The following is a 25,369-nucleotide window of genomic DNA, read 5'->3' on the forward strand; positions in this document are numbered from 1 at the left end:
AAAGTTCCGGCTTGACTAGTCGAACCAGGGATCCAGTCCGTGCAGCGGGAACACTGCCTTGCGGGTGGCCATGACGGTGCGGTCCACGGCGTCATTGGGGTCGAAGCCCACCTCCCAGGACCGCCACCAGAGCTCCACGTCATCCCCCATCAGGGCGGGCGCTTCCCTGCCGAACTTCTCCATCACGTACTGACGCCAGTCCGCCGGCACGGGGGTCCGCAGCGGTACCGGCCGCCCCGCGGCGATGGCCACCAGGTGGCTCCAGGCCCGTGGCACCACATCCAGCACGTTGTAGCCTCCGCCGCCGGTAGCGATCCAGCGGCCGCCGCAGTACCTTTCGGCCAAGTGCCCGACGGCGTTCGCTGCCTCGCGCTGGCCGTCCACGCTGAGGTTGAGGTGCGTGAGGGGGTCGCTGCGGTGCGAGTCGCAGCCGTGCTGGCTCACGATCACCCCGGGTTCGAAGGCACCCACCAGTTGCGGCACCACGGCGTAGAAGGCGCGAAGCCAGCCGGCGTCGGACGTTCCTGCAGGCAGGGCGACGTTCACGGCCGTCCCCTCCGCCACGGGGCCGCCCACCTCGTTGGCGAAGCCCGTGCCAGGAAAGAGGGTCAGCCCCGTCTCGTGCAGCGAGATCGTCAGGACCCGGGGATCGTCCCAGAAGATGTTCTGCGTGCCGTCGCCGTGGTGCGCGTCGACGTCGATATAGGCCACCTTGCCCACCCCGCCGTCGAGCAGTTTCTGCACGGCAAGGGCGGCGTCGTTGTAGATGCAGAATCCGCTGGCGCGCTCCCGGGCGGCGTGGTGCATGCCGCCGCCGAAGTTCACCGCGTGGACAGCCGAACCATCCAGCACGCGCTGGGCCGCCAGCAGCGAACCGCCGGCCAGGCGCGCCGCGGCCTCGTGCATGCCCGCGAATGCCGGATCGTCCTCGGTTCCCAGCCCGCGCGACTCGTCCGGCCGGGAAGGGTCCGTACTGACCCGGCGGACTGCTGCAACGTAATCAGCGGAGTGGACGGACTCCAGTTCCGCGTCCGATGCGACCTCCGGGGCTGCAAGGTCAACGTGGTCCAGGTCGAAGAGCCCCAGGCTGCGGGACAGGCGCGCGGTCAGGTCCATACGCTCGGGCGCCATGGGGTGGCCGGGCCCAAAGTTGTAAGCTGTCATGTCAGGACTCCACGCCACCATCGTTGGCGGCGCGGGCTGGCTGAGTCCGGGCAGGTATGTCATCAATCACAGGCTACCCGAGCCCGCGCTGCCGCCGGCCCGGCCATGGCGCGGGCTTTAGTGGTTTACTACTGAAGGAAGCCGTTTCAACCGAGGAAAACCCACACATGACGCAAAGCCAGTCGAGGCCCCGGACTCCGGCCCCCTGGCACCCCCCGGCGCAGGAGCGGGAGGGCCTCTGGATCTTCACGCGGCTGCGCGACTTCATTGACGACATCGCCAACACCTCCCCCGCACGGCTGGCACTGACCGCGTTCGCCGCTGTGTGCACGGTATTCACCTTCCTGCTGTCCCTGCCCGTATCGTCGGCTGACGGAACACCCACCCCCATCCACCAGGCGCTGTTCACGGCCGTCTCAGCCGTGTGCGTCACGGGGCTCACGGTGGTTTCGACGGCGATCCACTGGTCCTTCTTTGGCCAACTGGTGATCCTGGTGGGCATCTTCATCGGCGGCTTGGGCACGTTGACGCTGGCATCGCTGCTGGCGCTCATGGTGAGCAAGCGGCTGGGTGTGCGCGGCAAGATCATTGCCGCGGAATCCATGAACAATGCCGGCCGCCTGGGCGAAGTGGGCACGCTGCTGCGGATCGTCATCACCACTTCCGTAGTCATCGAGGGCATCCTGGCGCTCGCCCTGGTCCCGCGGTTCCTCACCCTGGGCGAACCGTTCTGGCAGTCTGTCTGGCACGGCGTCTTCTATTCCATTTCGTCGTTCAACAACGCCGGCTTCACGCCGCACTCGGACGGCATCGTGCCCTACGAGACGGACCTGTGGATCCTGATCCCCCTCATGGTGGGGGTCTTCCTGGGCAGCCTGGGGTTCCCGGTGGTGATGGTCCTGCAGCAGAACGGCCTGAACTGGAAGAAGTGGAACCTCCACACCAAGCTCACCATCCAGGTCTCCCTCATCCTGCTTGCCGCGGGCACACTGCTGTGGGCCCTGATGGAGTGGGACAACGCCCGGACCATCGGGCCGATGGCCATCGGCGACAAGATCACCCATTCCCTTTTTGCCTCGGTCATGACGCGTTCGGGTGGGTTCAACCTGGTGGACCAGAATCACATGGAATCCACCACCAAGCTGCTGACTGACGCGCTGATGTTCGCAGGCGGCGGGTCGGCGTCGACGGCGGGCGGCATCAAGGTGACCACCATCGCCGTGATGTTCCTGGCCATCGTTGCCGAAGCCCGCGGCGACGCCGACGTTAAGGTGTACGGCCGGACCATCCCGCAGGGCACCATGCGGGTGGCCATCTCCGTGATCGTTGCCGGCGCCACGCTTGTTTCCGTCTCCGCCTTCCTGCTCCTGCAGTTCAGCGGCGCATCACTGGACCGGGTACTGTTTGAGACGATTTCGGCCTTCGCCACGGTGGGCCTGAGCACCGGCCTCAGCGCGGAGGTTCCGCCCGAGGGCGTCTACGTCCTGACAGCCCTCATGTTCGCCGGCCGCGTGGGCACCGTGACCCTCGCCGCTGCACTGGCCCTGCGCCAGCGCAGCCAGCTGTACCACTACCCCGAAGAGAGGCCGATCATTGGCTAGTTCCACAGACGCCCCCCGGCGCCCCGCCCACAATGCTCCGGTACTGGTCATCGGGCTGGGCCGCTTCGGATCATCCACCGCGGAGCAGCTGGTCAAGCAGGGCCGGGAAGTGCTCGCCATTGAACGGGACCGGAACCTGGTGCAGAAATGGGCACCCCTCCTGACCCATGTGGTGGAGGCTGATGCCACCAACATCGACGCACTCCGCCAGCTGGGCGCCCAGGAGTTCAGCTCCGCCGTCGTGGGCGTGGGCACCTCCATTGAGTCCTCGGTACTGATTACCGTGAACCTGGTGGACCTGGGCATCGAGCACCTCTGGGTCAAGGCCATCACTCCGTCGCACGGCAAGATCCTGACCCGGATCGGCGCGAACCACGTCATCTACCCCGAGGCCGACGCCGGAGTCCGCGCCGCGCACCTGGTCTCCGGGCGCATGCTGGACTTCATCGAGTTCGACGACGACTTTGCCATCGTGAAGATGTACCCGCCGCGCGAGACCGTGGGCTTCACCCTGGACGAGTCAAAGGTCCGCTCCAAGTACGGCGTGACCATCGTGGGCGTGAAGTCCCCGGGTGAGGACTTCACGTACGCCCGGCCCGAGACCAAGGTGTCCTCCCGGGATATGCTCATCGTCTCCGGCCACGTGGACCTGCTGGAGAGGTTCGCGGCCCGGCCGTAGCCGGGCCACGCCTGGGAATCAGCCGAGCTGCCTGGTGATCTCTGCTGCCCGGTCGGCGGCGGCGCGGGCGCCGGCGGCAATGATCGCGGGGATGCCCTGTTCGTCAAAGGTGGCAATGGCGCGTTCGGTGGTGCCGTTGGGGCTGGTGACGGCCTTGCGCAGCGCTGCGGGATCTGCCCCGGGCTCGGCCAGCATGAGGCCGGCGCCGGCCACTGTTTCGCGCGCCAGCAGGAGGGACAACTCTCGGTCCAGGCCCAGCTCTTCCCCTGCGGACGCCATGGCCTCGGCAAGGTAGAACGCGTAGGCAGGACCGGAGCCACTGATGGCCGAGAGTGCATCCACCTGCTCCTCGGGGACCTCAACCACGGTTCCTGCGCCCTGCAGCATGTCTTTGACCATCTGGAGTTGTTCCGGAGTGCAGTGCGTGCCCGGCGAGACCGAAACGACGCCGCGGCCCAGCTTCGCGGGGGTGTTGGGCATGGTCCGGATCACCGGCTGCCCCGCGGGGAGTGCAGCCTCCAGCTGGGCGATGGACACGGCCGCAGCCACACTGACCACCACGGTATCGGGCGAAAGGGCCGGGCTGATTTCCTTTGCCAGGTCCGCGATGCCCACGGGCTTGACGCCAAGGATGACTACGGCAGATCCCTTGGCGGCCTGTTTGTTGTTGTCAGGTTCTTCCTCGCCGGCGATGGCGGTGATCCCGTGGTACCGCTCGGCCAGTTCCGCGGCGCGACCGGCGCGGCGGACCGTGGCCACCACATCCCCCGGGTCCTTCCCCGCCTCCAGCAGGCCGCCAAGAATGGCTTCGTTCATGGATCCACAGCCAAGGAATGCGATTCGGTTGCTCATGCCTCCATCATTGCAGTTGCGAGGCATTCACAGGCAACTCCCATCTTCAGCGCAGGCAGCACACAACTTGGGGTCCTAACGTAGTTATTACCTCATTGAGGGTGCGAGTGATGCGGCAGGCATGGGGATGCCTGCCAAGGGCACCGGTGGCACGGCAGCAGGTTTTCCCCCATTTTCCTGTTGCCGGCCCCGGTGCTTCCGCTTTTAATGAACCTGCTGCGAAGCAGGCTGGACGCCTGTGGCTAGACTCCTGCGTCCACCGGCCGGGAAGCGGCAACATGGGGCGCCGGCTCCAGAGGTCCGGCAAAGACCAGCTGGTCTAGGCGCCGCAGGATGAGCCCTTCGCGGAGCGCCCAGGGGCAAATGCGGAGCTTCTTGAACTTGAACATTTCCAGGGCTGCCTCGGCCACCAGAGCGCCGGCAAGGAGCTGATGGGCGCGCGCCTCGGAAACACCGGGAAGGTGCAGCCTGTCTTCCGAACTCATGGCCGAGATCCGCTGGGTCCAGATGCCCAGGTCCGAGGCGTGCAGTTCCCTCTTAACGTAGGGTCCTTCCGCACTGGGGGCGGCACCGGCGATCCGGGCCAGGGAGCGGAAGGTCTTGGAGGTTCCGGCCACCACGTTTGCCCGGCCCAGGCCGTCGAATTCGCGGACGGCAGGTTTGAGCGTGGCCCTGATGTACCGCCGCAGTTCCTTGACGCTTTTGGCCGACGGTGGATCCTCGGCGAGCCAGTCCCTGGTGAGCCGGCTGGCGCCCAGCGGCACCGAGGTGGCTACTTCCGGAAGTTCGTCCTGGCCAAAGGCCATTTCAAACGAGCCGCCGCCGATGTCCAGGTTCAGGATGGGACCGGCTCCCCACCCATGCCAGCGCCGTACAGCGAAGAAGGTCATGGACGCCTCTTCGCTGCCGGTGAGTTCCTGGAGGGTCACCGTGGTTTCGTGCTTGACCCGGGCCAGGACGGCTGGGCCGTTGGTGGCCTCGCGGATGGCCGAGGTACAGAACGCCAGCAGGTCCTCGGCCTTGTGGCGCGCCGCGAATTCCCAGGCTTCCAGCACGAACTCGGTCAGCTCGTGCTGGCCCTCGTCGCTGATGCTGCCATCCGGTTCCAGGTACTGCACCAGGGACAGCGGCCGCTTATGGGACGCGAACGGGACCGGCTGCGCGCCCGGGTGGGCATCCACCAGGAGCAGATGGACAGTATTGGAACCAATGTCGAGGACGCCTAGACGCATGGGGACATTATTGCTCGTCGGCGCGCTTGAAGTCGCGCCGGATGTTGGCGACGCCCTCGGGGTTGATCTCGAAACCGTAGGCTGCGCCGGGGTTGATCACCATGCCCAGCTCATCGCCGATATTGGCGATGATGGCAGCGCCCTGCGTGCCCAGGACGTTGGGGGCGGCTTCCAGGTACTGCTGGTCCACCCGGCTGGGGTGCGAGAAAACGGCAAGGACGGGGTCGCCGTCGGCGTTGGCAAGGACCAGGGGCTCCACCTGGGAGTCGATGCCCTCAACCGTGTCCGAGCTGATGATGTAGACCTCGCTGTTGAGGAAGGACAGGATGACGTCCACCGGGTCGGCGTCGGGCTGTCCGCCGGTGGCGAGCTTCTCCTCGAGGTCGTTGAGCGGCTGGAGATCCGTGTGCGCGGGCTGTTCAGTCATTCCCCTAGCCGATCACGATACGGTGGCCGGCGCAAACGCGCCGGCCACACGCCTACTTCTTGGCCGTTGCCTTCTTCTTCGCGGGCGCCTTGCGGGTGGCGGTCCGCTTGACCGGGCCCTTGGCGCGCTTCTCTGCCAGCAACTCCACGGCCTGTTCCCGTGTGAGTTCCTCCAGCGAGGTGGCACGGGGAACCGTGATGTTGGTGATGCCGTCGGTGATGTAGGGCCCGAACCGGCCCTCCTTCACCACGATGTTCTTCTCGGATACCGGGTCCGGGCCGAACTCCGCCAGCGGCGGCACCGCGGCACGGGCGCCGCGCTGCTTGGGCTGCGAGTAGATCTCCAGGGCCTGTTCCAGGGTGATGGTGAAGATTTCCTCTTCGGAACCAATGGAGCGGGAGTCAGTCCCCTTCTTCAGGTAGGGCCCGAACCGGCCGTTCTGCACCGTGATGAGGTTGCCTTCGGCGTCCTCCCCCAGTGCCCGGGGCAGGCTCATGAGCTGGAGCGCCTCGTCCAGGGTGACGGACTCCACGGTCATCGACTTGAAGAGCGACCCCGTGCGGGGCTTTGCCTTGACGGGCTTCTTCGGCGGCTTGGGCTTGCCGTTCTTGTAGTACTCCACCGGCTGGTTGGCCAGTTCCTCGTCGGTCATCTCAGGGATGATCTCGGTGACGTAGGCGCCGTAACGGCCGTTCTTGGCCACCACGGTGTGTCCCGTATGCGGATCGGCGCCGAGCACGCGTTCCTCCGGGGCCGCCGTCTCCATCAGCTCGATGGCCTTGGCCGCGGTCAGCTCATCCGGAGCCAGGTCCTCGGGCACGTTGGCGCGCGCCGATTCCACGATCTCGCCCGTCTTCGGGTCCACCACGGCGGCAGAGCTTTCCAGGTAGGGACCGAACTTGCCCACCCGGAGCGTGATCTCGTCGGTGATCGGGATTGAGTTGATTTCCCGGGCATCGATCTCGCCCAGGTTGTTGACGATGCTCAGCAGGCCCGGATCGGAATCCTCGCCGAAGTAGAAGTGCCGCAGCCAGGAGGCGCCGGCTTCCTGGCCATTGGCGATCTTGTCCAGGTCGCCTTCCATGTCGGCGGTGAACTCGTAATCCACGTAGTCGGAGAAATGCTGCTCCAGGAGCCGGATGACGGAGAAGGCGATCCAGCTGGGCACCAGGGCTGAACCCTGCTTCCGGACGTAGCCGCGGTCCTGGATGGTGGAGATGGTGGAGGCGTAGGTGGACGGGCGGCCGATGCCCTTCTTCTCCAGCTCCGCGGTCAGCGATGCTTCCGTGTAGCGCGGCGGCGGGGACGTCTCGTGGCCCACGGCCTGGATGTCCGCGGCCGTCAGGGAGTCATCCTTGGCCACATTGGGCAGCCGGCGTGCTTCGTCGGAGTCGTCGTCGCCGCGGGTCTCGTCCTTGCCTTCCTCGTAGGCGGCGAGGAAGCCGGGGAACGTGATCACGGTGCCGGAGGCGGAGAATTCCGCGTCCCGGCCATCTGCGGAGACGGCACCCAGGCGGATGGTGGCCGTTGAACCCTTGGCGTCGCCCATTTGGGAGGCGACCGTACGCTTCCAGATGAGCTCGTACAGGCGGAACTCATCGCCGGAGAGCTGCTTGGCGACCTGGGCAGGCGTGCGGAAAGAGTCACCGGCGGGGCGGATGGCCTCGTGCGCTTCCTGGGCGTTGGCGGCCTTATTGGAGTAGACGCGCGGCGACTGGGGAATGTATTCGGGGCCGTACAGTTCGGAGGCCTGGCGGCGGGCTGCCGTGATGGCCTCATCGCTCAACGCGGACGAGTCCGTACGCATATAGGTGATGTAGCCGTTTTCGTACAGCCGCTGGGCGATCTGCATGGTGCTCTTGGAGGAGAAGCGCAGCTTGCGGCCGGCCTCCTGCTGCAGCGTGGAGGTGGTGAACGGCGCGGCGGGACGGCGCGTGTACGGCTTGGTGTCCACCGACCGGACGCGGAAGTCGGCGTTCTGCAGGCCGGCCGCCAGGGACGTTGCCAGTTCCTCGTTGAGGTGGGCCACGTTCCGGGACGTGAGCTCGCCGTTGTCGTTGAAGTCGCGGCCCGTGGCCACCTTGGCGCCGTCCACGGCGGCCAGCTTGGCCTTGAACGAGCCGGACTCGGCGCCGAACTGGCCGGTCAGGTCCCAGTAGGAGGCAGCCTTGAAGGCCATGCGTTCGCGTTCGCGGTCCACCACCATGCGGGTGACCACGGACTGCACGCGTCCGGCGGACAGGCCGCGGGCCACCTTGCGCCAGAGGACGGGTGAGATTTCGTAGCCGTAGAGGCGGTCCAGGACGCGGCGGGTTTCCTGGGCGTCCACCAGGTCCTGGTCCACGTCGCGCAGGTTGCCCATGGCGCGCTGGATGGCTTCCTTGGTGATTTCGCCGAACGTCATCCGGTACACCGGGACCTTGGGCTTGAGTACTTCCAGCAGGTGCCACGCGATGGCCTCGCCCTCGCGGTCCCCATCGGTTGCGAGATAGAGTTCGTCGGCGTCCTTGAGCGCGGCTTTGAGCTCGGTGACCTTTTTCTTCTTGTCCGGGGACACCACGTAGTAGGGCTTGAAGTCGTGTTCAATGTCGACGGCGAACTTGCCGACGGAGGTTTTCTTCAGCTCGGCAGGGAGTTCGGACGGCTGCGGCAGGTCCCGGATGTGACCAATGGAGGCCTCTACGATGAAGCCCTCGCCGAGGTACTTGGCGATGGTCTTGCTCTTGGCTGGAGACTCCACAATCACGAGTTTCTTGCCGGTTTTGGCCTTGCTTGGCACGGTGCTCCTACAGAAAAAGGTTGCTGGGGCAGATGAGCCCATGTTCGCCTAGTTCACCATATTTTGGGCAATCGTGCGCATTCATGTGGAAAAGACGGGGCTCTGTTGAGGGCTTGAGGGGGCTTATTCCACGGCGGGATTTCCGGCCGGGACCAGGAAGCCGTCACGGACCAGGTTGGCAACGTCGGCGAGCAGCGCAGCCTGGAAAGTCCCGGCGTCGAACCCCTCCCCGCCGCCCAGGAGGGCCTCCAAAGCCCCGGCGATCTGCCCGGCGGTGAGGTCGCCGTCGCATGCGGACACGAAGCCTGCCAGCTCCGTGCTCATCAAATTGGTGCGGCGCAGCCCGGCACCCTGCCGGAGCAGGATCACGCCGGGGTGTTCGGCGCCCGGGCGCTGGTGGCGCTCCTCGGTGACGTCCTCCGCCACGAGCAGGTGCGTGGCCTCAAGGTCATGCGCGGCGAGCCAGTCGGCGCGTTCGACGGCGGCACCCAGGTGGGGGCCGATGGGCTGCTCGATGGGGTACGTGATTTCCTCGAAGCGGCTGATGGCGGCAGCGCGGCCGTCAGCGGGGCGGCGCAGCCAGACCATGCCGAAGCCGATGCCGGCAACATCCCGGGACCCGAAATCGGCAAGGTACTGGGCATAAGACTCCCGGTAGTGCTGCCGGTCCCGGGACTCCGAGGCGTCCCGGAGCCAGGTTTCGGCGTACTGTTCCGGGCTGACCTCTTCACGTTGGATGAACCAGGCGTCCGTGCCCTGCCGCACCCAGGATTTTGGCCGCTCCTCCCAGCTGCTGCCGGCGGCGACTTCCCAGTTGCCCAGCATCTGGGCCCAACCGCCGGGCTCCAAGACGCCGGGCAGGGCGGCCACCAGGGAGGCGACGATCCCGTCGCCCGGGAGGCCGCCGTCGCGGTAGGTGAATTGGTCCGCCGCGTCCTCGCCGGGACTGCGCGGGGTGATGACGAACGGCGGGTTGGAGACCACCAGGCCGAACTCTTCCCCGGCCACCGGCTCCAGGAGCGAACCCAGGCGGAGGCTGACCCGGTCCTCGAGGTGGTCCGGGTCGATGGACAGCGCCTCCGCGTTGAGCAGGATGTTGAACCGCGCGTAGGCCAGGGCACGTTCGGAGATGTCGGTGGCGGTCACGTGCTGGCAGTGGTGCAGCAGGTGGAAGGCCTGGATGCCGCACCCTGTCCCCAGGTCCAGCGCGCGCTCGGTGTGGCGGCGGATGGTGGTCTGCACCAGGGTGGTGGATGCCTGCCCGATGCCAAGGACGTGGTCATGCCGGAGCACCCCGGCCTGCTGGTGGGCGGCGAGGTCGCTGGCCACCCAGAGCTCCGCGCCGCCGCTGCCGTCCTCATTCTTGTCCCAGCCGTACGGCCGGAGGTCAGCCTTCGCCGTAAGGAGCCCGGAGCCGGGGACGGGCTGCACCAGCCCCAGTTCAAGGAGACCGTCGGCGCCGGTGCCCGGCAGTGCGGCGTCGAGCGTTTCCTTTTCCTGCGGCTCTGCGAGGAGCCACAAGCGGACGACGGCGGCCAGCGGCGCCGTGCCGTTGTCGGCCCGCACAGCATGCTCAACAGCGAGCACCGCGGGGATGATCTGGTCCCTGTTCAGCGCGGCCGAGGCCGCCGGGCCCAGCAGCCGTGCCACGCCGTCAAGCGTGTAGTCGAGCCCGCGCAGGTCCGCGGCGAGGGTGGAAAGCAGCGCGGGGAGGTCGCTGCGGGGAGCGTCGGCAGTGTTTCCGGCGGTGAACTCATAAGGGGATCCAGGCATCGCTCAAGTTTAGTCCGGCGTGGCTGCGGGGTACGGTGGTCACATGCCTTCCCGCCTTCCCCTCCTTCCGCGCGCCCGCACGGCGGCCGCTGTGGTCCGCCGTTCGCTGCCGGTGACGGTGGTGGCCGCGGCTCTCTGCCTGGCCGCGGCGGGGTGTTCACCCGTGAACTCGGTGGAGAATGCGGATGTTCCCAAGTGGCGGGCCACCGCCCTGCCCTCTACGCCGGCGGGTGTCGTGCTCCAGGATTCGGGGAAGATCCTCAACCGGAACCGCATTGTGCAGGAGGCCGCCAGGGTGCCCGCCGGCAGCTATGTACTCACGACGGTGTGCGAAGGGACCGGCAAAGCCTTCTTCGCCGTGTCCCTGGACGGCAAAGCCGTGACGGAAGCAGGAGCAGCCTGCAACGGCCGGCAGGAAACCACCAAAATAACGCTGTCCGCCACCGGACGGGTCGAAATCAGCAGTTCCAGCGTGGACGCTCCGCTGCTCTACGCCTACCAGCTGGCACCGGCGAAATAAGCCCTCTTCCGGCTCTGGCCCGCCGCCCGCTGCGGGCTTAGAGTCGGACTATGCCCAGCGTGCGGGGAATCTCCGCGCCCCTTCCCGAAGGGACAGCACGGGCGCTTCTGGCACCGAAGCCGGGAGCCGCCGTCGCCCTTGGGCTGGTGCTTGCGGCAGGTGCACTGGCCGGCTGCGAATATACGTACGACGACGGCAGGGCCGGCAGCGCGCAGGGCACCGGGACTGCTGCGCCGGCGCCTGCGTTCACCCGCGACCCGCTGCAGCAGGATCCGGTGGGCGCGGCGGAGCTGGGTGACTGGGTGTCCCGGGCCCTTCCGGGTACCACCGGCCCCGTGGTCCAGGCCGACGCCGGGCTTTTGGCTGCCGGGGAGGACCGGCTGGTCGCGTCGCCGGTGCTGGACACCGGGACCTATATCTTGTCCATCGCCTGCCGCAGCCAGCGCCGGGTGACCTTCACCGTCCGCACCGAGACCCTCACCTTGGTGGACCTTGCCCTCCGGTGCGGCATCAACCGCGAGAACGTCATTTACCTGTCAACGGACAGCGTCCTCACGGTCCGGGTGGAGGCGAGGACCGCGGCGAACTACGCGTTCCGGGTGCACAGGCTCTAATCCGGGACGACGGGCGGGCATCACGCTCCCCCAGCCCGGTTTCCTTGCGGTGCGGCTCAGGCCGCCGCGCAGCCGTCCGGGCAGCGGAGCGTCTCCGGGCTGGCGGCGCAGTCGGCGCAGTACAGCGTGAGGGTGCGGCAGCTCGGGTTGGAGCAGTTCTCGAATTTGCTGGTGGGCGCCGAGCAGCGGGCGCACTGGCCGATGGTCTTGGCGTCCTCGCTGAATTCCAGGTGCATGCGCTTGTCAAAGACGTACAGCGAGCCCTCCCAGAGCCCCTGGTCCTTGAAGGCTTCGCCGTACCGGACGATCCCGCCGTCGAGCTGGTACACCTCTTTGAAGCCGCGGTTCACCATCAGGCTGGAGAGCACCTCGCAGCGGATGCCTCCGGTGCAGTAGGTCACCACGGGCTTGTCCTTCAGAGAGTCGTATTTGCCGGACTCCAGCTCCTTGATGAAGTCATGGGTGGTGGCGACATCCGGTACCACCGCGTCCTTGAACCGGCCAATCTGCGCTTCGAAGGCGTTCCGGCCGTCGAAGAACACCACGTCCCCGCCTTCCTGTTTCCTGGCTTCCACGAGCTCGTGGAGCTCCTCCGGCTTGAGGTGTTTTCCGCCGCCCACCACGCCACCGGCGTCGACCTTGAGTTCGCCGGGCGCGCCGAAGGAGACAATCTCGTCCCGCACCTTCACGCTGAGCCGGGGGAAGTCCGCCGCGCCGCCGTCGGACCATTTGACGTCGATTCCCCGGAACCCGGAGTACTCGCGGGTGGTCTTGACGTACTGTTTGACGGCGCCGATTTCCCCGCCCACCGTGGCATTGATGCCGTCCTTGGAAATGAGGATGCGGCCGGTCAGTCCCAGCTTTTCGCACAGGGCACGCTGCCAGAGGCGGACGGCGTCCGGGTCAGCTATGGGGGTAAAGCCGTAAAAGAGCACAATCTTGTTCAAAGCCACGTATTTAAGGGTACCGGCTGCTTTAAGGTCAGCGGCTGCGCTGCAGGGCCGGCCCGGGTCCACGTGCGGCGGCCCGGCGTATCACAATTGCATAAGCACTTCGGCACCCCCTGTTGCTTGTGATCGGGCTGGAATAGTGTTCTTGCCATGAGCCCGGAAACCCTGGTTGAAGACATCACTGGCCTGCTCGAAGTGTGGGTTGCCGGCTGGGCCGGATGTCGCGGCTACCGGACCTCCACGGAGGGCCGTTTCCCCGCTGCGCTCCGCTCTGACACCAGCGGCGAGTGGGAAATTTTCGCGTCCGAACCCACCGATGACGAGTTCGCCGCCCTCGCGGCCAGGACTGCGGAATCCCCGGCGCGGGTACTGACCATTCTTACCAACGACCCCTCACGGTACGCCGCCCTGGCGGCCCGTAAAGGGCTGAACGTCACGTCCGATTCGCAGACGATGATGATCGTGGACATGGAGACGCAGGACGCCGAGGACCCCTGGCTGTCCGACGACGACCTGAGCCTGTCCACGTACGAGCAGGACGGCGTGCATTACGCCGAGGTCCGCTCCGGAGAAGCCCTCGCGGCCAGTGGCAGGGTGTTCGTGGTGGGTGACACCGCAGTGTTCGACAAGATCATCACCGAGCCGGCGTTCCAGCGCAGGGGCCTGGGCAGTTTCATCATGCGTGCGCTGGCGGCCCAGGCCTTCGGGCACGATGTCCGCGCCGGTTTGCTGCTGGCGTCCCTGGACGGGCAGAAGCTCTACTCCCATCTTGGCTGGACCACGGTGGCCCGGGTCCTGATGCTCTCGGCATCTCATGACGGGGCGGACCTCTCCCTGAGCTGAACGGGTTCAGCTGGGCCTGCCGTTTGTTTTCCCCGTTGGCGAACCTCGGGCGGGCGGCACAGTTACGGGTGGAAGAATGGTGGGGTGAACCCCCACGACTCCCTGATTCCTTTGCTGGGCCGCGGCCCGGAACCGGAACAGCTGCGTCATGTCCGCACCATACCGGCGCGGGAGGCAGTCCACGCGCCCTGGCCTGAATGGGTTCATCCGGACATTGCTGCGGCGTACGGGACGCTGGGCATCCTTGAGCCGTACCGGCACCAGGTTGACGCGGCCGATGCAGCGCATTCGGGCCAGCACGTTGTGGTGGCTACCGGCACTGCGTCCGGAAAGTCCCTGGCGTACCAGCTGCCGGCGTTGGATGCGATCCACCGGTCCGAACTCCGCGTGCTCGCGGACCCGGGCAAGATTCACGACGACGGCGCCGTCACCCTTTACCTCTCCCCCACCAAGGCGCTGGCGGCGGACCAGCTGAACGCCATCCGCGCCCTGAAGCTGCCCACGGTCCGGGCGGAAACTTACGACGGCGATACCGATCCCTCCGCCCGCCGGTGGATCAGGGACCACGCCAACTTCATCCTGGCCAACCCCGACATGCTGCACTTTGGCATCCTTCCCAACCACGCGTGGTGGGCCGGTTTCTTCCGCCGCCTTCGCTACGTCATCGTGGACGAGGCGCACAGCTACCGGGGCGTGTTTGGCTCACACGTGGCCAACCTGATGCGGCGGCTGCGCCGGATCTGCGCCTATTACGGTGCGGGAACGGCGTTCCCCGAGCCCGTGTTCATCGCTGCCTCCGCCACCGCGTCCGAGCCCGATGTCTCCTTTTCCCGCCTCATCGGGGCCCCCGTCAAGGCGGTGTCCCGCGACTGCTCGCCGCACGGGGCCACCACCGTGGCGCTGTGGGAACCGGCGCTGACCGAGGTCAGAGGGGAGAACGGCGCGAAGGAGCGGCGGACGGCCGTGGCCGAAACCTCCGATCTGCTGGCCAATCTGGTATCCGCCCGGGTCCGCACCATCGCCTTCATCAAGTCCCGCCGCGGCGCCGAGACCATCTCCGCGATTACCAAGCGGCTCCTCGACGAGGTGGATCCCAGCCTCCCGCAGCGGGTTGCCGCCTACCGGTCGGGGTACCTGCCGGAGGAACGCCGGGCGGTGGAGAAAGCGCTGCGTTCAGGCCAGCTGCTGGGTGTTTCCAGCACGTCTGCGTTGGAACTCGGGATCGACATCTCGGGCCTGGATGCCGTCCTGGTGGCCGGCTGGCCCGGTACGCGGGCATCGCTGTTCCAGCAGATCGGCAGGGCCGGCCGGGCGGGCCAGGATGCCATTGCGGCCTTCGTGGCCAGCGATGACCCGCTGGACACTTTCCTGGTGAACCATCCCGAGGCCATCTTCGACGTGTCGGTGGAGGCGACGGTCTTCGACCCTTCCAACCCCTATGTTCTGGGCCCGCACCTGTGTGCGGCAGCCGCCGAGCTTCCCTTGGGGCCGGGCGAGCTGGACCTCTTCGGGCCCACCGCTGAAATGCTCCTGGACCGGCTGGTTGCCCAGGGCTACCTCCGGCGGCGGCCCGCGGGCTGGTTCTGGACCCACTCGCAAAGCGCGGCGGGGATGGTCAACCTGCGGGCAGACGGTGGGGGCCCGGTCAGCATCGTCGACGCCGAGACGGGTTCCCTCCTGGGGACCATGGACTCGCCGCAGACGCACTACCAGGCACACACCGGGGCCGTGTATGTCCACCAGGGCGACTCCTATGTGGTGGAGGACCTGAATGAAGACGACCACTGCGTGATGGTCCGCCGGGCCAACCCCGACTACTACACGACGGCACGCGACGTAACCCAGATCGAGGTCCTGGACACCCTGCGGACCATGCAGTGGGGCGACGTGACCGTCCACTTCGGCGACGTGAAGGTCACCACCCAGGTTGTCTCTTTCCAGCGCAAGGCCCTGATCTCCAATGAGGTCCTGGGCGAGGAGCCGCTGGAACTCGGTGCACGGGAGCTCTTCACCAAGGCGGTGTGGTTCGTGGTGGACAACCGTTCGCTGACCGGGGCCGGCCTCATCGAAGCGCAGTTCCCGGGCGCCCTGCATGCCGCGGAGCACGCCGCGATCGGACTTCTGCCGCTGGTGGCCTCCAGCGACCGGTGGGACATCGGCGGGGTCTCCACTGCCCTGCATGCCGATACCGGGGTGCCCACCATTTTCGTGTACGACGGGCACCCCGGCGGAGCCGGCTTTGCCGAACGGGGATTCGACAAAGCCATGGTCTGGCTGGCAGCGACCCGCGATGCCATCAAGGCCTGCGAGTGCGATGCCGGCTGCCCGTCCTGCGTGCAGTCCCCAAAATGCGGCAACAAGAACAACCCGCTGGATAAGGCCGCCGCGGTTACCCTCCTGGACGTGCTGCTCAAGGACGCCACAGAAGCCACGCCGGTGGATCTGGAAGCCAGGAGCTGATTCCCCGCCCGGAGACGTGCCCTTCGATGACCCATCTCCCCCGATTCCCTGGCCCTACGGCGGAGGTCCTGCCCGGGCCCGTCCCGTCGCGGCACCCAGCAGTGCGCGCTCCCCGAGCTCAGTGCACACCTCAATCGTCTGTCCCGGGCCCGCTGAGCAGCTGAGGACCGTGGCGGAGTGCCGCGCCGCCACCTCAACGGCCACCGCGCAGGGATCCCCCGTGGTGATGCCGCGGAGGGCATCCGCCGCGGCGAGAGCTGCCAGGTCCGCTGCTGCTGCCGCCCTGCTCGCGAGCACGGCTGACTGGGCCAGCAGCAGCATGACGGCCATGGCCGTCATGACCACCAGCGCCAGCCCCGCGGCCAGGACCGTTCCCGACCCACGTTCGCGGCCATCTGTGGCGCCTTGTGGACTCTGACCGGGACCAAAATTCCGCCGCCCTCCCCGGGCGTACCGGCGTCTTGTGGCGTGCCGGCGCCCGGGTGCAGCACGACCGGACCCAGCACAGGGATGGCCGGTCCCAATCGTGGGGTGTCGCCGCCCGTGGTCACCCATCACCTGACGCCCCCGGCATCGCCCGATCCGTCGCCGCTGCCGGCGGCGCCGGTCCCCGCAGTCTCGCTGCGTGTTGAGGCACGGGCGGTAAGGGTCCATGGGATGGAAGTTCCCAGGGGTCCGGGCACCCGGTCAGTGACCGTGACCCTGAACCAGCCACCGTCGGCGGCAACTGTCGCGGACGCCGAACTGCCGGCGAGCATCCTGACGGTCCGTTCCACGGCTGCGGGGTCATCGCCCCTGGCCACGGCCCTGGCGCCGGCCCGGGCTCCCTCTTCAATACGCAGCTGAGTCATGCCCGCGGCGGCTCCGGCGAGCAACATGGCCAGGAGTGCCAGCACGGCCGGCAATGCCACGGCGAACTCTGCCGTTACGGTGCCGCGGGCGTCGCCCGTCTTGCCTGCCTGTTCCTGGTGACCGTAGCTGGAGCCCACACCGCCGGTCACCGCTTCAAGAGTCTTCCGGGACGTCAACAGTCCTGCCGGACGCGTCACGGCAGCGCCAGGGCGGTGCGGATGAGGTTCAGCAGGAAACCACGCACTTCATCGCTGCGGAGGATGAACACGAGCAGCCCGGCAAAACCCACCGCGGCCAGGGTGGCAATGGCGTATTCGGCTGTTGCCATGCCGGCTTCCGAGCCCAGCAACCCTACGCTGCGCCGCATCCTGGGGGTGCGGCCCGCAGCCGGGTACAGCTCCACCACGTTGCCGGGCGGCGGGAAGGACGCCGCTGGAAAGGACGTACCTGAGGCCGGTGCCTGCGGAACGAGTGCGCGACTGACAGTTGTGTTGGAAGCAAGGGCACGGGATGTGGCACGGGATGTGTATTGCGTCCCGACCGCGTTGCCACGGCTGCGGGCCGGCCCCATGGCCATCGGCCTGGGAGCGGTGGCCATCGGCCTGGGAGCGGTGGCCATCTGCCTGGGAGCGGTGGCCATCTGCCTGGAAGCAGCGGGTGCGGACATTCCGGCGGAGTAATTGCGGCGGTAGTGGTTGGTGGACATCTGGTTTCCTTTCCATGGGTGCCGGTGGTTTTCCCGGCTGTCTTGACTCTTCCCGGCGGGGTTGTTGCGGGTAAGGGAGGGTGTGGGCTAAGTGGAAAAGCGGGGCTGCTCCAGCGCTGTGGAGGAGGGGACGGACAGCGCGACCGGGGGCGGCGGGACAGGCTGGGAACCAGGAACCAGGGGCACCGGGACAGACCGGGAACCGGGAACCGGAAGCGGCGGAATAGGCCGGGAAGCGGGAACCGGGGCCCGGGGCCCGGGAGCGGCGGAGCCAGCGAGGAGCCGGATTGCGACGAGCCGGATTCCGAGGAGACAGCCGCTTAGGAACCGGACGGTACCAGGGCCAGCAGCACCGGAACGACACCAAGGCAGATGAAGGCCGGGAGTGAGCACAGGCCCAGGGGAACGACCAGCTTCACCCCGAGCGAAGCGGCCCGCTTCTCCGCAGCCCGAAACCGCTCCCGGCGGAGCCTTGCAGCCTGGGCGTAAAGAATCGCTGACGACGGCGCGCCCGTGAGTGCGGCGAAGCCCAGCGCGTCCCGCAACTCCAGGACTTCGGGCAGCTGTATTGCGGAGCTGCGCCATGCCGTCTCCCAGTCGGCGCCAATGGCCAGCGCCGAGACCACGGGCCGCAGGGATTCCCGGTACTGCGGGGCAGCCGAAGCAGCCACCAGGTCAAGCGCCCGGCCAATGCCGGCGCCGGCATCGAGCATGGCCGCCACCAGCTCCAGCATCATGGCCGGATCCTTCAGCCCGCTGCCGGAACTCGCTGGCGCCCCTTTGGTGGCTGCCGTCGGTTGTGCCCCTGCAGCGGCAGGAAGCAGGAGGCGCAGCCGTTGGCGCGGCCTGGCGTGGCTGGAACAGGCAAGCCAGGCGCTGGCCGCGAGCAGCAGGAACAATGCCAGGCCTGGAGCCCACCCCTGGGTCATGGCACTCATGCCCCTGCCGCCGCCGAAACCAGCCGGGCAGACCATGCCCTTCCCGTCACGGTGAGGACCACCCCGCCGAACAAGGCGGCCAGTCCCAGGGGTGTTCCCAAGAGGGTAGCGAGGGGATCCACGCCGAGGGCGGCACCAAGTCCAAGACCCATCAAGGGGAGCCAGGTCAGGAGCCGAACGGTGGCTTTGGGCCCTGCGAGCGCCGTCTGCCGGGCCGCATCTGCGTCATCCTCCGCTTCCAGTTGGGCCGCGAACCGGGTCAGTACGTCGGCGAGCGGACACCCGCTGGCCTCCGCAATGTCAAAGCAGGCGGCCAGCTCCAGCCAGGTCCTGGCCTCCCTGTCCCGGGGCTGGAACGCTGTGGAAACCGCGCGCCGGATGGATTCCGAAACGGGAGCTCCGGTCGCGGCGGCAGCACGCGCGGATGACAGAACCGCAGCTGATCCCTCTGACAGCATCGCCCCGGAAACGGGTGCACGCTCTTGAAGCCGCTGCCCGTTTCCGCCATCGCCGTAAACCGTCCACAGCTCGTCCCACAACCGCCCCGGCGTCCGTCCGCCCTGGAGCAGTGCCGCCAGTTGCTGCACCACCAGGGTCAGGCCCGGTCCCCGCCTCCGTGCCGCGCTCCTGCCGGCAGCGTTGCCCCACGGCCGTACCAGGACTCTCTTTATCCCCTGCGTGTTCTTCCTCTTGCCGGTTGCCGTGCGCAGCCGGGAAGCCGCGTCCAGGGGCGGTTTGAGGAGCAGCAGCATGGCACTGCAAAGAAGCACGATGAACAGGACCGTCACAGGGTTGCCCCGGGATCCATCCCCAACCGGGCCGCCAGCGCCGGCCACGCCGGACCCGTGATACCTGACTCCTTAATGGCCGGCACCACGGCCAGTCCTGCCGGGCCATCGGCGATGAGTCCAACGCACAGGACTTCCCGGCCCTTCGGGGTCCTTCCGACATGGATGACAACGTCGAGGGCGCTGGCGGCCTGAAGCCGCACGGCCTCCGGGCCGAGCCCGGCGAGCGCGCCGAGGGCGTTGAGCCTGGCCGGGACCGCGGCTGCCGTGTTCGCGTGGATGGTTCCGCCACCGCCACTGTGCCCGGTATTCATCGCCGTCAGGAGCTCACGGACTTCAGCACCCCGGCACTCCCCCACCACCAGCCTGTCCGGACGCATGCGAAGCGCCTGGCGAACCAGCTCCCCCAAGTCCACGGCGCCGCCACCTTCAAGATTCCCGTGGCGTGATTCGAGGGCCACCACATGGGGGTGGACAGGGTTGAGTTCGGCCGCATCCTCGATCAGGACCAGCCGCTCTTTCGCGGAACAAAGGCCCAGCAGGGTGGACAGCAGCGTGGTCTTACCGGAACCCGTGGCACCGCTGACCAGGAAACTCAGCTTCCTCTCCACTATCCTCTCCAGCACCGTCTGCACGCGCTGGCCGAACATGCCGCCCGCGCGCAGCTCCGCCATGCTGAAAACCCTCTCCCTGCGAATCCGGACGCTCAGCAGCGTCCCGGACGTGGACACCGGCGGCAACACGGCGTGAACACGGTAGCCGCCGGCAAGCCTGACATCGACGCAGGGCGACCCGTCATCCAGGCGGCGCCCGCCTGCAGCCACCAGCCGGCAGGCCAGCGCGCGCAGTTGGGCCTCGCCATCGAACACGACAGGTACGCGCTCGATGCCCCTGCCACGGTCCACCCACACGGAATCGGGAGCGTTAACGAAAATGTCTGTGACGGCAGGATCCCTGGTGAGCTCCTGCAGCGGTCCCAGTCCGTTGAGTTCGGCACTGATCCGTTCCACCGCGGCAAGCGCTCCGGCGGTGCCCAACAGCTTGCCCGTGGCCTGGACAGCAGCAGCGACGCGCGACGGTGTTACCGCTCCAGCCTCGGCCATCATCGACTCACGGACGGATTCCAGCAGCCCGGAATCAACGGCCCGGCCAGTACCGGCTGCCTCACCGGCCCGCGCCTGGCGGACGGCCTGGTTCGCTTCAAGGATCCGGGCACTGCGCCGTGCACCCAGGCCCCCGGACCCTGCAGCGCTGCCCGTATCGGGAGCTGAAGGTGTACCCGACGGCCGCCTCATGCCACATCCCCCGCCTGCAGGTCCTCGCCGAGCCAATCGAGCACCGTGGCGCCGAAATGGCGGATGCTCCGCCGCTTCCCAAAGTCCAGCAGGCGCCCCGCTTCCATGGCTACCGGGACGGCCCGCAGTTCGGGGATGCGGCCCTGCACGGGCAACCCTACGGCGTCAGCAATCAGGGAACTGTCCAGCGCAGCGCCTGGCCGGCCCCGCACTAGCAAGGCAGCCTCCACGGGCGGAAGTTCCTGCAGGAGGCGCACCGTTGCGACCGCGGCCTTCAGCTGCGCCGGCACCACCACCATGATCCGGTCACAGTCCCCGGCCACCGTATGGAGCGGCTCCGCGGCCCTTCCCACATCCACAACGACCAGCTCAAAACCACGGCGGGCAGCATCGAGCACACCCGCTGCGGCGGCAGCAGGGACACGGACCGGCTGCTCCCGGGTGGCAGGCCAGGACAGGAAGGAAAAACCTCCGGCCACGGGCAGGGAGTCGGAGAGCTGCAGGGGATCAATGCTGCCCCTTGCCTCCGCGAGGTCCGGCCAGCGCAGTCCGGGGTTGTCCTCGGCAGCGAGCGCCAGTTCCAGGCCACCGCCCCAGGGGTCCCCGTCAAACAGCAGGACGCGTACCCCCAGCCCTGCCGCGGCCTGGGCTATCCAAATGGCGGCGGTGGTTGCCCCCGCCCCGCCGCAACCGCCCGTGATGCCAAGGACCAGGCCGCCGGGTCCCGGCGAGCGTGACCGGCTCAGATGGTCCGCCAGCCAGGCAGCGGCATCGGGCAGCACGGCAACGCGTTCGGCGCCCAGGGCGGCGGCGAGGTGCCAGAGGCTGTCCCCTTCGCCGTCGAGGCCCACCATGACGGCAGGGGTGCGCCGCCGTGGTGGCAGCTCCCGCACATCGCTGCCCACCAGGACGGCCGATGCAGCGTCCCAGTACCGTCCGCCCTCCACTGCATCCGGAACGACGCGCAGCTGGGCTCCGGCGGCTGCCACAATGCGCTCCACTTCGGCGCGGAGAACCCCCGAGGAGGTAACCAGCAGCACCCCGCCCGCACCGCCCGGTGCTGAACCGCCCGGCGGTGAACCGTCCGGCAGCCAGGCGGCGCCGGACGCCGGGTTGTCCGGCAACGCAGCACGGGAGGGTGATCTCCGGCCTGGTGGCCGCCGGAAGGAATCCGTGGCCTGCCCCGGCGCGGGGTGCGGTGCATTCAGCTGGTGCCTGCTCATGCAGCCACTCTGCCGCGGCAACCAAAGCCCGTTAAGGGGGCACCTCCCCTATGTGGACAAACAGGGCCACCACTCCCGGCAGGGCACAATGGGAACATGTACCTGCTGCTTGCCGCCCACCCCCGCGGTGCGGCACTGCAGGAACTGACACAGGCAGGCGACCCTCAACCGGCCAACCCCGGGCCCCGGCTGGTGGCACCCGGCGAGCTTGCCGCCGTCGTCCGTGAACTGGAAGCCCGGCGCCCCGGAGGACAGCCGCCCCGGTGGATCTGGCACCGGACGCAGGACTGGTACCCCGCGCTGCTCGCCTCCGGTGTGGAGGTGGAGCGCTGCTACGACGTCACCCTCTGCGGCAACATCCTGGCCTTCTCGCAGTTCAGCGCCCATACCGATTACGCCAGGAATACCGACAGGGTCCCGGTGGAGGATCCCATGCTCCCGCCGAAGGCTCTGCTGCCGCCGCGTCCCCCGGCGGACCAGGGAGCGCTGTTCGACGATCCGGGTGCCGGACCGGCCCCGGGGTGGGGACTTGAGGACCTCCGCGCCGAATACGCGGCCCAGCAGGCCGCCCTGGCCGGCGTGGGGATGGAGGAAAACCGCCGGCACCGCCTCCAGCTGCTGCTCGCGGCGGAGTCGGCAGCCGCCATGGTTGCTGCCGAGATGCAGCACGCGGGCGTTCCGTGGCGGGAGGACCTGCACGAACAGATCCTGGTTGACCACCTGGGGCCCCGCCCGCCCGCCGGACAGCGTCCGCAAAGACTCGAGGCGCTTGCTGCGGAACTGCGTACCCTGCTCAACTCCCCGGGGCTCAACCCCGACTCGCCGCAGGACCTGATGCGGGCCCTGCACCGCAACGGCATCGAGGTGAAGAGCACCCGGAAGTGGGAGCTCAGGGAGTCCAGCCACCCTGTCATCGAGCCGCTGCTGGAATACAAGAAGCTCTCCCGCCTCCACACGGCCAACGGCTGGTCATGGCTGGACGCCTGGGTGGACGGTGGCAGGTTCCGCCCCGAGTATGTGGTGGGTGGAGTCGTTTCCGGGCGCTGGGCGTCCCGGGGCGGTGGCGCACTGCAGATCCCGCGCCAGGTCCGCGGAGCGGTCCATGCAGACCCGGGCCACAAACTGATCGTGGCCGACGCCTCGCAGCTGGAACCGCGCGTCCTGGTGGCCCTCGCGCAGGACTCCTCCATGGCTGAGGCCGCCCGGGACCAGGACCTGTATGCCGGCATCGCCGCCAAGGGCTTCGGCGGGGACCGGGCCAAAGCGAAGATGGCGTTGCTGGGCGCGATGTACGGCGCCACCTCCGGCGAGGCCGGGCGGCTGATGCCGCAGTTGGCGCGCACCTATCCGCGCGCCGTCGACTTTGTGGAGCGTGCGGCGCGGGCGGGTGAAGCCGGCGGAACGGTGACCACGCGGCTGGGCCGCAGCAGCCCGCCGCCCTCGGAGCGGTGGTTCCTGAGCCAGCGCTCCACCACCGCCGAAGAGCAGCGGCGCGCAGAGTCCATAGCCCGGTCCCGGGGGCGTTTCACCCGGAACTTCGTGGTCCAGGGCTCCGCGGCGGACTGGGCGGCGTGCTGGCTCGCGGAATTACGACGGCGGCTGCGCACCCTTCGGACAGCGGGCACCGGCGGCAGCGGCGGGACGGTCCGGGCCGAGTTGGTCTTCTTCCTGCACGATGAGGTGATGGTGCATGCGCCCGCGGAAAGGGTTGACGCCTGCATCGCCGCCATCGAGGAATCGGCCGTGGCGGCAAAGGAGCTATTGTTCGGGCGGATCCCGGTGGAGTTCCCGGTGAGCCTCGCCGTCGTCGACTCCTACAACCTCGCCAAATAGCGGTCCTGGCGGGCGCCGGATACCTGCCCATGAGATGCAAGGTAACCTACCCGGCAGTAGCTCGACGGGCAGGGTGGCGGAGGTTACAGTCGGAGGCGGTGGCTGAAACAGACCGGTCCACACGCTGATGCAACGACGCATACCAGGGAGGTCCCCGTCCATGGCGGGAAGATTTGAAATACACCGCACAGGCGACGAGTCGTACCGGCTGCGGCTCACCGACTCCGAGGGCAACACCGTTGCGGTTTCGCCAACCTTCAAGTCCCTGACCATGCTCCGTGACGGCATCAAGGCCATGCGCGAGAACGCCGCCACCGGCATCGTGGTGGATTTGCGCCAGCAGGCCTGAGGTTTAGACCCCGATCGGATGCAGCCGGTTCCGGTCCCACGGAACCGACCAGCCGAGCTGGTCGAAGAGGCCACTGAGCACAATGCCGGTGAAGCCCCACACCACCACGCCGTTCACCGTGAACGCTGGGCTGTCGAACGTCCGCCCTGCCCGGTGGACGGTGGCCATGACCCGGTTGTCCGGGTCCAGCAGGTCCCGCACCGGGACGCGGAACACCTGGGCGGATTCACCATAGTCCACCACCCGGACCGGCGAGGGTGCCTGCCACCACCCCAGCACGGGCGTCACCAGGAAGTTGCTGTGCGCCAACCCCAGCTCCTGGAGCGTGCCCAGCACTTCCACGCCGCTGGAATCCAGCCCGGTCTCCTCCTCGGCTTCCCGGAGCGCGGCCTCCACCGGGGTTTCGTCCCTGTCGATGCCGCCGCCGGGAAAGGCCACCTGGCCGGGATGGGAACCCAGGGTGTGGGCGCGTTCCAGGAGCAGGACGTCCAGGTCGGCCGGCGCAAGTGGCTTGCCGGACGCGGCCGGGACGTCGTCAAGAACGCCAAAGAGCATCAGCACCGCGGCCCTGCGGGCGCGTGCCGCGTCGACGGTCAGGGCCGCCCAGCGCGGATCAGGAGGGCCGGCCGTTCCGGTTTTGGCCCGCCGGACCAGCCCGGCGAGGTCTTCGCGGGCGCTCACGGGGTCCTCTTCTGGGAAGCCATCCGGATCTCTGCGGCCCGGTGCTGTTCTGCCAGGTACTGCTCCAGCAATGCCTCGCTGCCGGGGGCAAGTTCGTATTTGAGGAGCTTGGCCGCCTTGACGGGGTCGGTCTCGCCCAGACCGTAGCTGGGGCACCAGTTGGCCACCGGACAGGCGCCGCAGGCGGGTTTCCTGGCGTGGCAGACCCGGCGGCCATGGAAGATCACCCGGTGGGACAGCATGGTCCAGTCCCTGCGCTCGAACAGCTCCGCCACGTCCTGTTCAATCTGGACGGGATCCTCTGACTGGGTCCAGCCGAACCGCTTGGCGAGCCGGGCGAAGTGCGTGTCAACGGAGATGCCCGGAACGCCGAAGGCGTTGGCGAGCACCACGTTGGCGGTTTTGCGGCCCACGCCGGGCAACGTGACCATTTCCTCCATCCGCCCGGGCACCTCGCCGTCAAAGTCGTCCACCAGCCGCGTGCACAGTGCCTGGACGTTCTTCGCCTTGGCACGGAAGAACCCGGTGGGCTTGAGGATGGCCTCAAGCTCCGTGGGGTCCGCCTCCGCCAGGGCGCGGGCATTGGGCCACCGCGCGAACAGTACTTTGGTGACCTGGTTGACCGTCACGTCGGTGGTCTGGGCGGACAGGACGGTGGCCACGAGCAGTTCGAACGGATTGCGGAAATCCAGTTCCGCGTGGGCGTACGGGTATTTCTCGGCCAGGGCCTTGTGGATGCGCCGCGCCCTCCGCTTCAGCGCCAGGACGGATTCGGACGAGACCACGGGCATCCCTGCGGCCTGGCCGGTC

General features: G+C 68.0%; 24 protein-coding genes and 1 pseudogene. 9 read left to right on the forward strand and 16 right to left on the reverse strand.

The genetic code is table 11. The features are described 5' to 3' along the window. Positions 1-15: 15 nt before the first annotated feature. A complete protein-coding gene (locus LDO22_RS10270; RefSeq protein ID WP_224027013.1) occupies positions 16-1,227 on the reverse strand; it encodes an acetoin utilization protein AcuC in 1,212 nt (403 codons plus the stop codon). A 104-nt stretch (positions 1,228-1,331) separates the two neighbouring features. Here LDO22_RS10270 and LDO22_RS10275 point away from each other — a divergent pair, with 104 nt between their 5' ends. Together LDO22_RS10275 and LDO22_RS10280 are read left to right on the forward strand one after the other, a co-directional pair. After that, the gene (locus LDO22_RS10275) at positions 1,332-2,765 is read left to right on the forward strand and encodes a potassium transporter TrkG (protein ID WP_159630751.1); all 1,434 of its coding nucleotides are present in this window, start codon (positions 1,332-1,334) and stop codon (positions 2,763-2,765) included. Then, positions 2,758-3,444, forward strand: a complete 687-nt coding sequence (locus LDO22_RS10280) for a TrkA family potassium uptake protein (RefSeq protein WP_026265713.1) — start codon at positions 2,758-2,760, stop codon at positions 3,442-3,444. Before LDO22_RS10275 ends, LDO22_RS10280 begins: the two co-directional genes overlap by 8 nt. Positions 3,445-3,462: 18 nt before the next feature. On the opposite strand, the gene proC is transcribed toward LDO22_RS10280, so the two are convergent. The 5 genes from proC to LDO22_RS10305 form a co-directional block, all read right to left on the reverse strand. Continuing rightward, positions 3,463-4,296 carry a pyrroline-5-carboxylate reductase gene (gene proC, locus LDO22_RS10285; protein WP_159630749.1) on the reverse strand — a complete coding sequence of 278 codons (834 nt, stop codon included), beginning with the start codon at positions 4,294-4,296 and terminating at the stop codon, positions 3,463-3,465. A gap of 242 nt (positions 4,297-4,538) precedes the next feature. Beyond that, positions 4,539-5,528 (reverse strand): Ppx/GppA phosphatase family protein, encoded by a 990-nt coding sequence (locus LDO22_RS10290; RefSeq protein WP_224027014.1) that lies wholly within the window; start codon positions 5,526-5,528, stop codon positions 4,539-4,541. Positions 5,529-5,535: 7 nt separating this feature from the next. Next, entirely contained in the window at positions 5,536-5,955 is a 420-nt protein-coding gene (locus tag LDO22_RS10295) for an SseB family protein (protein WP_159630745.1), read from the reverse strand. 52 nt (positions 5,956-6,007) lie between these two features. After that, positions 6,008-8,734 carry a type I DNA topoisomerase gene (topA, locus tag LDO22_RS10300; protein ID WP_159630743.1) on the reverse strand — a complete coding sequence of 909 codons (2,727 nt, stop codon included), beginning with the start codon at positions 8,732-8,734 and terminating at the stop codon, positions 6,008-6,010. Between the two features lie 123 nt (positions 8,735-8,857). After that, positions 8,858-10,507 carry a methyltransferase gene (locus LDO22_RS10305; protein ID WP_224027015.1) on the reverse strand — a complete coding sequence of 550 codons (1,650 nt, stop codon included), beginning with the start codon at positions 10,505-10,507 and terminating at the stop codon, positions 8,858-8,860. A gap of 43 nt (positions 10,508-10,550) precedes the next feature. Between LDO22_RS10305 and LDO22_RS10310 the strand changes: the two genes are divergently transcribed. Beyond that, positions 10,551-11,027 (forward strand): hypothetical protein, encoded by a 477-nt coding sequence (locus LDO22_RS10310; protein WP_159630739.1) that lies wholly within the window; start codon positions 10,551-10,553, stop codon positions 11,025-11,027. Between the two features lie 50 nt (positions 11,028-11,077). Beyond that, positions 11,078-11,641: a hypothetical protein gene (locus LDO22_RS10315; RefSeq protein WP_224027016.1), complete on the forward strand. Its 564-nt coding sequence runs from the start codon at positions 11,078-11,080 to the stop codon at positions 11,639-11,641. Positions 11,642-11,697: 56 nt separating this feature from the next. Here LDO22_RS10315 and LDO22_RS10320 read toward each other — a convergent pair whose 3' ends face one another. Further along, a complete protein-coding gene (locus tag LDO22_RS10320; RefSeq protein WP_224027017.1) occupies positions 11,698-12,594 on the reverse strand; it encodes a rhodanese-related sulfurtransferase in 897 nt (298 codons plus the stop codon). Positions 12,595-12,741: 147 nt separating this feature from the next. Between LDO22_RS10320 and LDO22_RS10325 the strand changes: the two genes are divergently transcribed. Next, entirely contained in the window at positions 12,742-13,434 is a 693-nt protein-coding gene (locus tag LDO22_RS10325) for a GNAT family N-acetyltransferase (RefSeq protein ID WP_224027018.1), read from the forward strand. An 84-nt stretch (positions 13,435-13,518) separates the two neighbouring features. Beyond that, entirely contained in the window at positions 13,519-15,894 is a 2,376-nt protein-coding gene (locus LDO22_RS10330) for a DEAD/DEAH box helicase (protein ID WP_224027019.1), read from the forward strand. A gap of 54 nt (positions 15,895-15,948) precedes the next feature. On the opposite strand, the gene LDO22_RS10335 is transcribed toward LDO22_RS10330, so the two are convergent. From LDO22_RS10335 to LDO22_RS10345, 3 genes and pseudogenes are all read right to left on the reverse strand, one after another. Beyond that, positions 15,949-16,548 (reverse strand): Rv3654c family TadE-like protein, encoded by a 600-nt coding sequence (locus LDO22_RS10335; protein WP_346347085.1) that lies wholly within the window; start codon positions 16,546-16,548, stop codon positions 15,949-15,951. Next, positions 16,449-16,943, reverse strand: a complete 495-nt coding sequence (locus tag LDO22_RS10340) for a TadE family type IV pilus minor pilin (RefSeq protein WP_308209027.1) — start codon at positions 16,941-16,943, stop codon at positions 16,449-16,451. The genes LDO22_RS10335 and LDO22_RS10340 overlap by 100 nt, the downstream gene beginning before the upstream one ends. Further along, positions 16,940-17,095: pseudogene (locus LDO22_RS10345) on the reverse strand (DUF4244 domain-containing protein); the annotation flags it as partial. The pseudogene LDO22_RS10345 and the gene LDO22_RS10340, both read right to left, overlap by 4 nt. Here LDO22_RS10345 and LDO22_RS10350 point away from each other — a divergent pair. After that, entirely contained in the window at positions 17,073-17,426 is a 354-nt protein-coding gene (locus LDO22_RS10350; RefSeq protein ID WP_224027309.1) for a hypothetical protein, read from the forward strand. The pseudogene LDO22_RS10345 and the gene LDO22_RS10350 sit on opposite strands and share 23 nt — an antisense overlap. 346 nt (positions 17,427-17,772) lie before the next feature. Here the strand turns inward: LDO22_RS10350 and LDO22_RS10355 are convergent, their stop codons facing one another. Genes LDO22_RS10355 through ssd form a run of 4 tightly spaced genes read right to left on the reverse strand, consistent with a single transcriptional unit; the run spans position 17,773 to position 21,510 of the window. After that, positions 17,773-18,381, reverse strand: coding sequence for a type II secretion system F family protein (locus tag LDO22_RS10355; protein ID WP_224027216.1), 609 nt, complete (start codon positions 18,379-18,381; stop codon positions 17,773-17,775). Between the two features lie 5 nt (positions 18,382-18,386). After that, entirely contained in the window at positions 18,387-19,178 is a 792-nt protein-coding gene (locus tag LDO22_RS10360; protein ID WP_224027020.1) for a hypothetical protein, read from the reverse strand. After that, positions 19,175-20,473 carry a TadA family conjugal transfer-associated ATPase gene (locus LDO22_RS10365; protein ID WP_224027021.1) on the reverse strand — a complete coding sequence of 433 codons (1,299 nt, stop codon included), beginning with the start codon at positions 20,471-20,473 and terminating at the stop codon, positions 19,175-19,177. Before LDO22_RS10365 ends, LDO22_RS10360 begins: the two co-directional genes overlap by 4 nt. After that, positions 20,470-21,510, reverse strand: a complete 1,041-nt coding sequence (gene ssd, locus LDO22_RS10370; RefSeq protein WP_224027217.1) for a septum site-determining protein Ssd — start codon at positions 21,508-21,510, stop codon at positions 20,470-20,472. The genes LDO22_RS10365 and ssd overlap by 4 nt, the downstream gene beginning before the upstream one ends. A gap of 282 nt (positions 21,511-21,792) precedes the next feature. On the opposite strand from ssd, the gene LDO22_RS10375 reads away from it, so the two are divergent. Together LDO22_RS10375 and LDO22_RS10380 are read left to right on the forward strand one after the other, a co-directional pair. Further along, positions 21,793-23,529, forward strand: a complete 1,737-nt coding sequence (locus tag LDO22_RS10375) for a bifunctional 3'-5' exonuclease/DNA polymerase (protein ID WP_224027022.1) — start codon at positions 21,793-21,795, stop codon at positions 23,527-23,529. A gap of 160 nt (positions 23,530-23,689) precedes the next feature. Beyond that, positions 23,690-23,878: a DUF1508 domain-containing protein gene (locus LDO22_RS10380; protein ID WP_159630724.1), complete on the forward strand. Its 189-nt coding sequence runs from the start codon at positions 23,690-23,692 to the stop codon at positions 23,876-23,878. Between the two features lie 3 nt (positions 23,879-23,881). Here the strand turns inward: LDO22_RS10380 and LDO22_RS10385 are convergent, their stop codons facing one another. Both LDO22_RS10385 and nth read right to left on the reverse strand, forming a co-directional pair. Continuing rightward, complete coding sequence (locus tag LDO22_RS10385; protein ID WP_159630722.1) at positions 23,882-24,559, reverse strand: CoA pyrophosphatase; 678 nt, start codon at positions 24,557-24,559, stop codon at positions 23,882-23,884. After that, complete coding sequence (gene nth / locus LDO22_RS10390) at positions 24,556-25,350, reverse strand: endonuclease III (protein WP_224027218.1); 795 nt, start codon at positions 25,348-25,350, stop codon at positions 24,556-24,558. Before nth ends, LDO22_RS10385 begins: the two co-directional genes overlap by 4 nt. Positions 25,351-25,369: the final 19 nt, after the last annotated feature.

This window comes from Arthrobacter sp. NicSoilC5 (assembly GCF_019977395.1).
Lineage (GTDB): Bacteria > Actinomycetota > Actinomycetes > Actinomycetales > Micrococcaceae > Arthrobacter.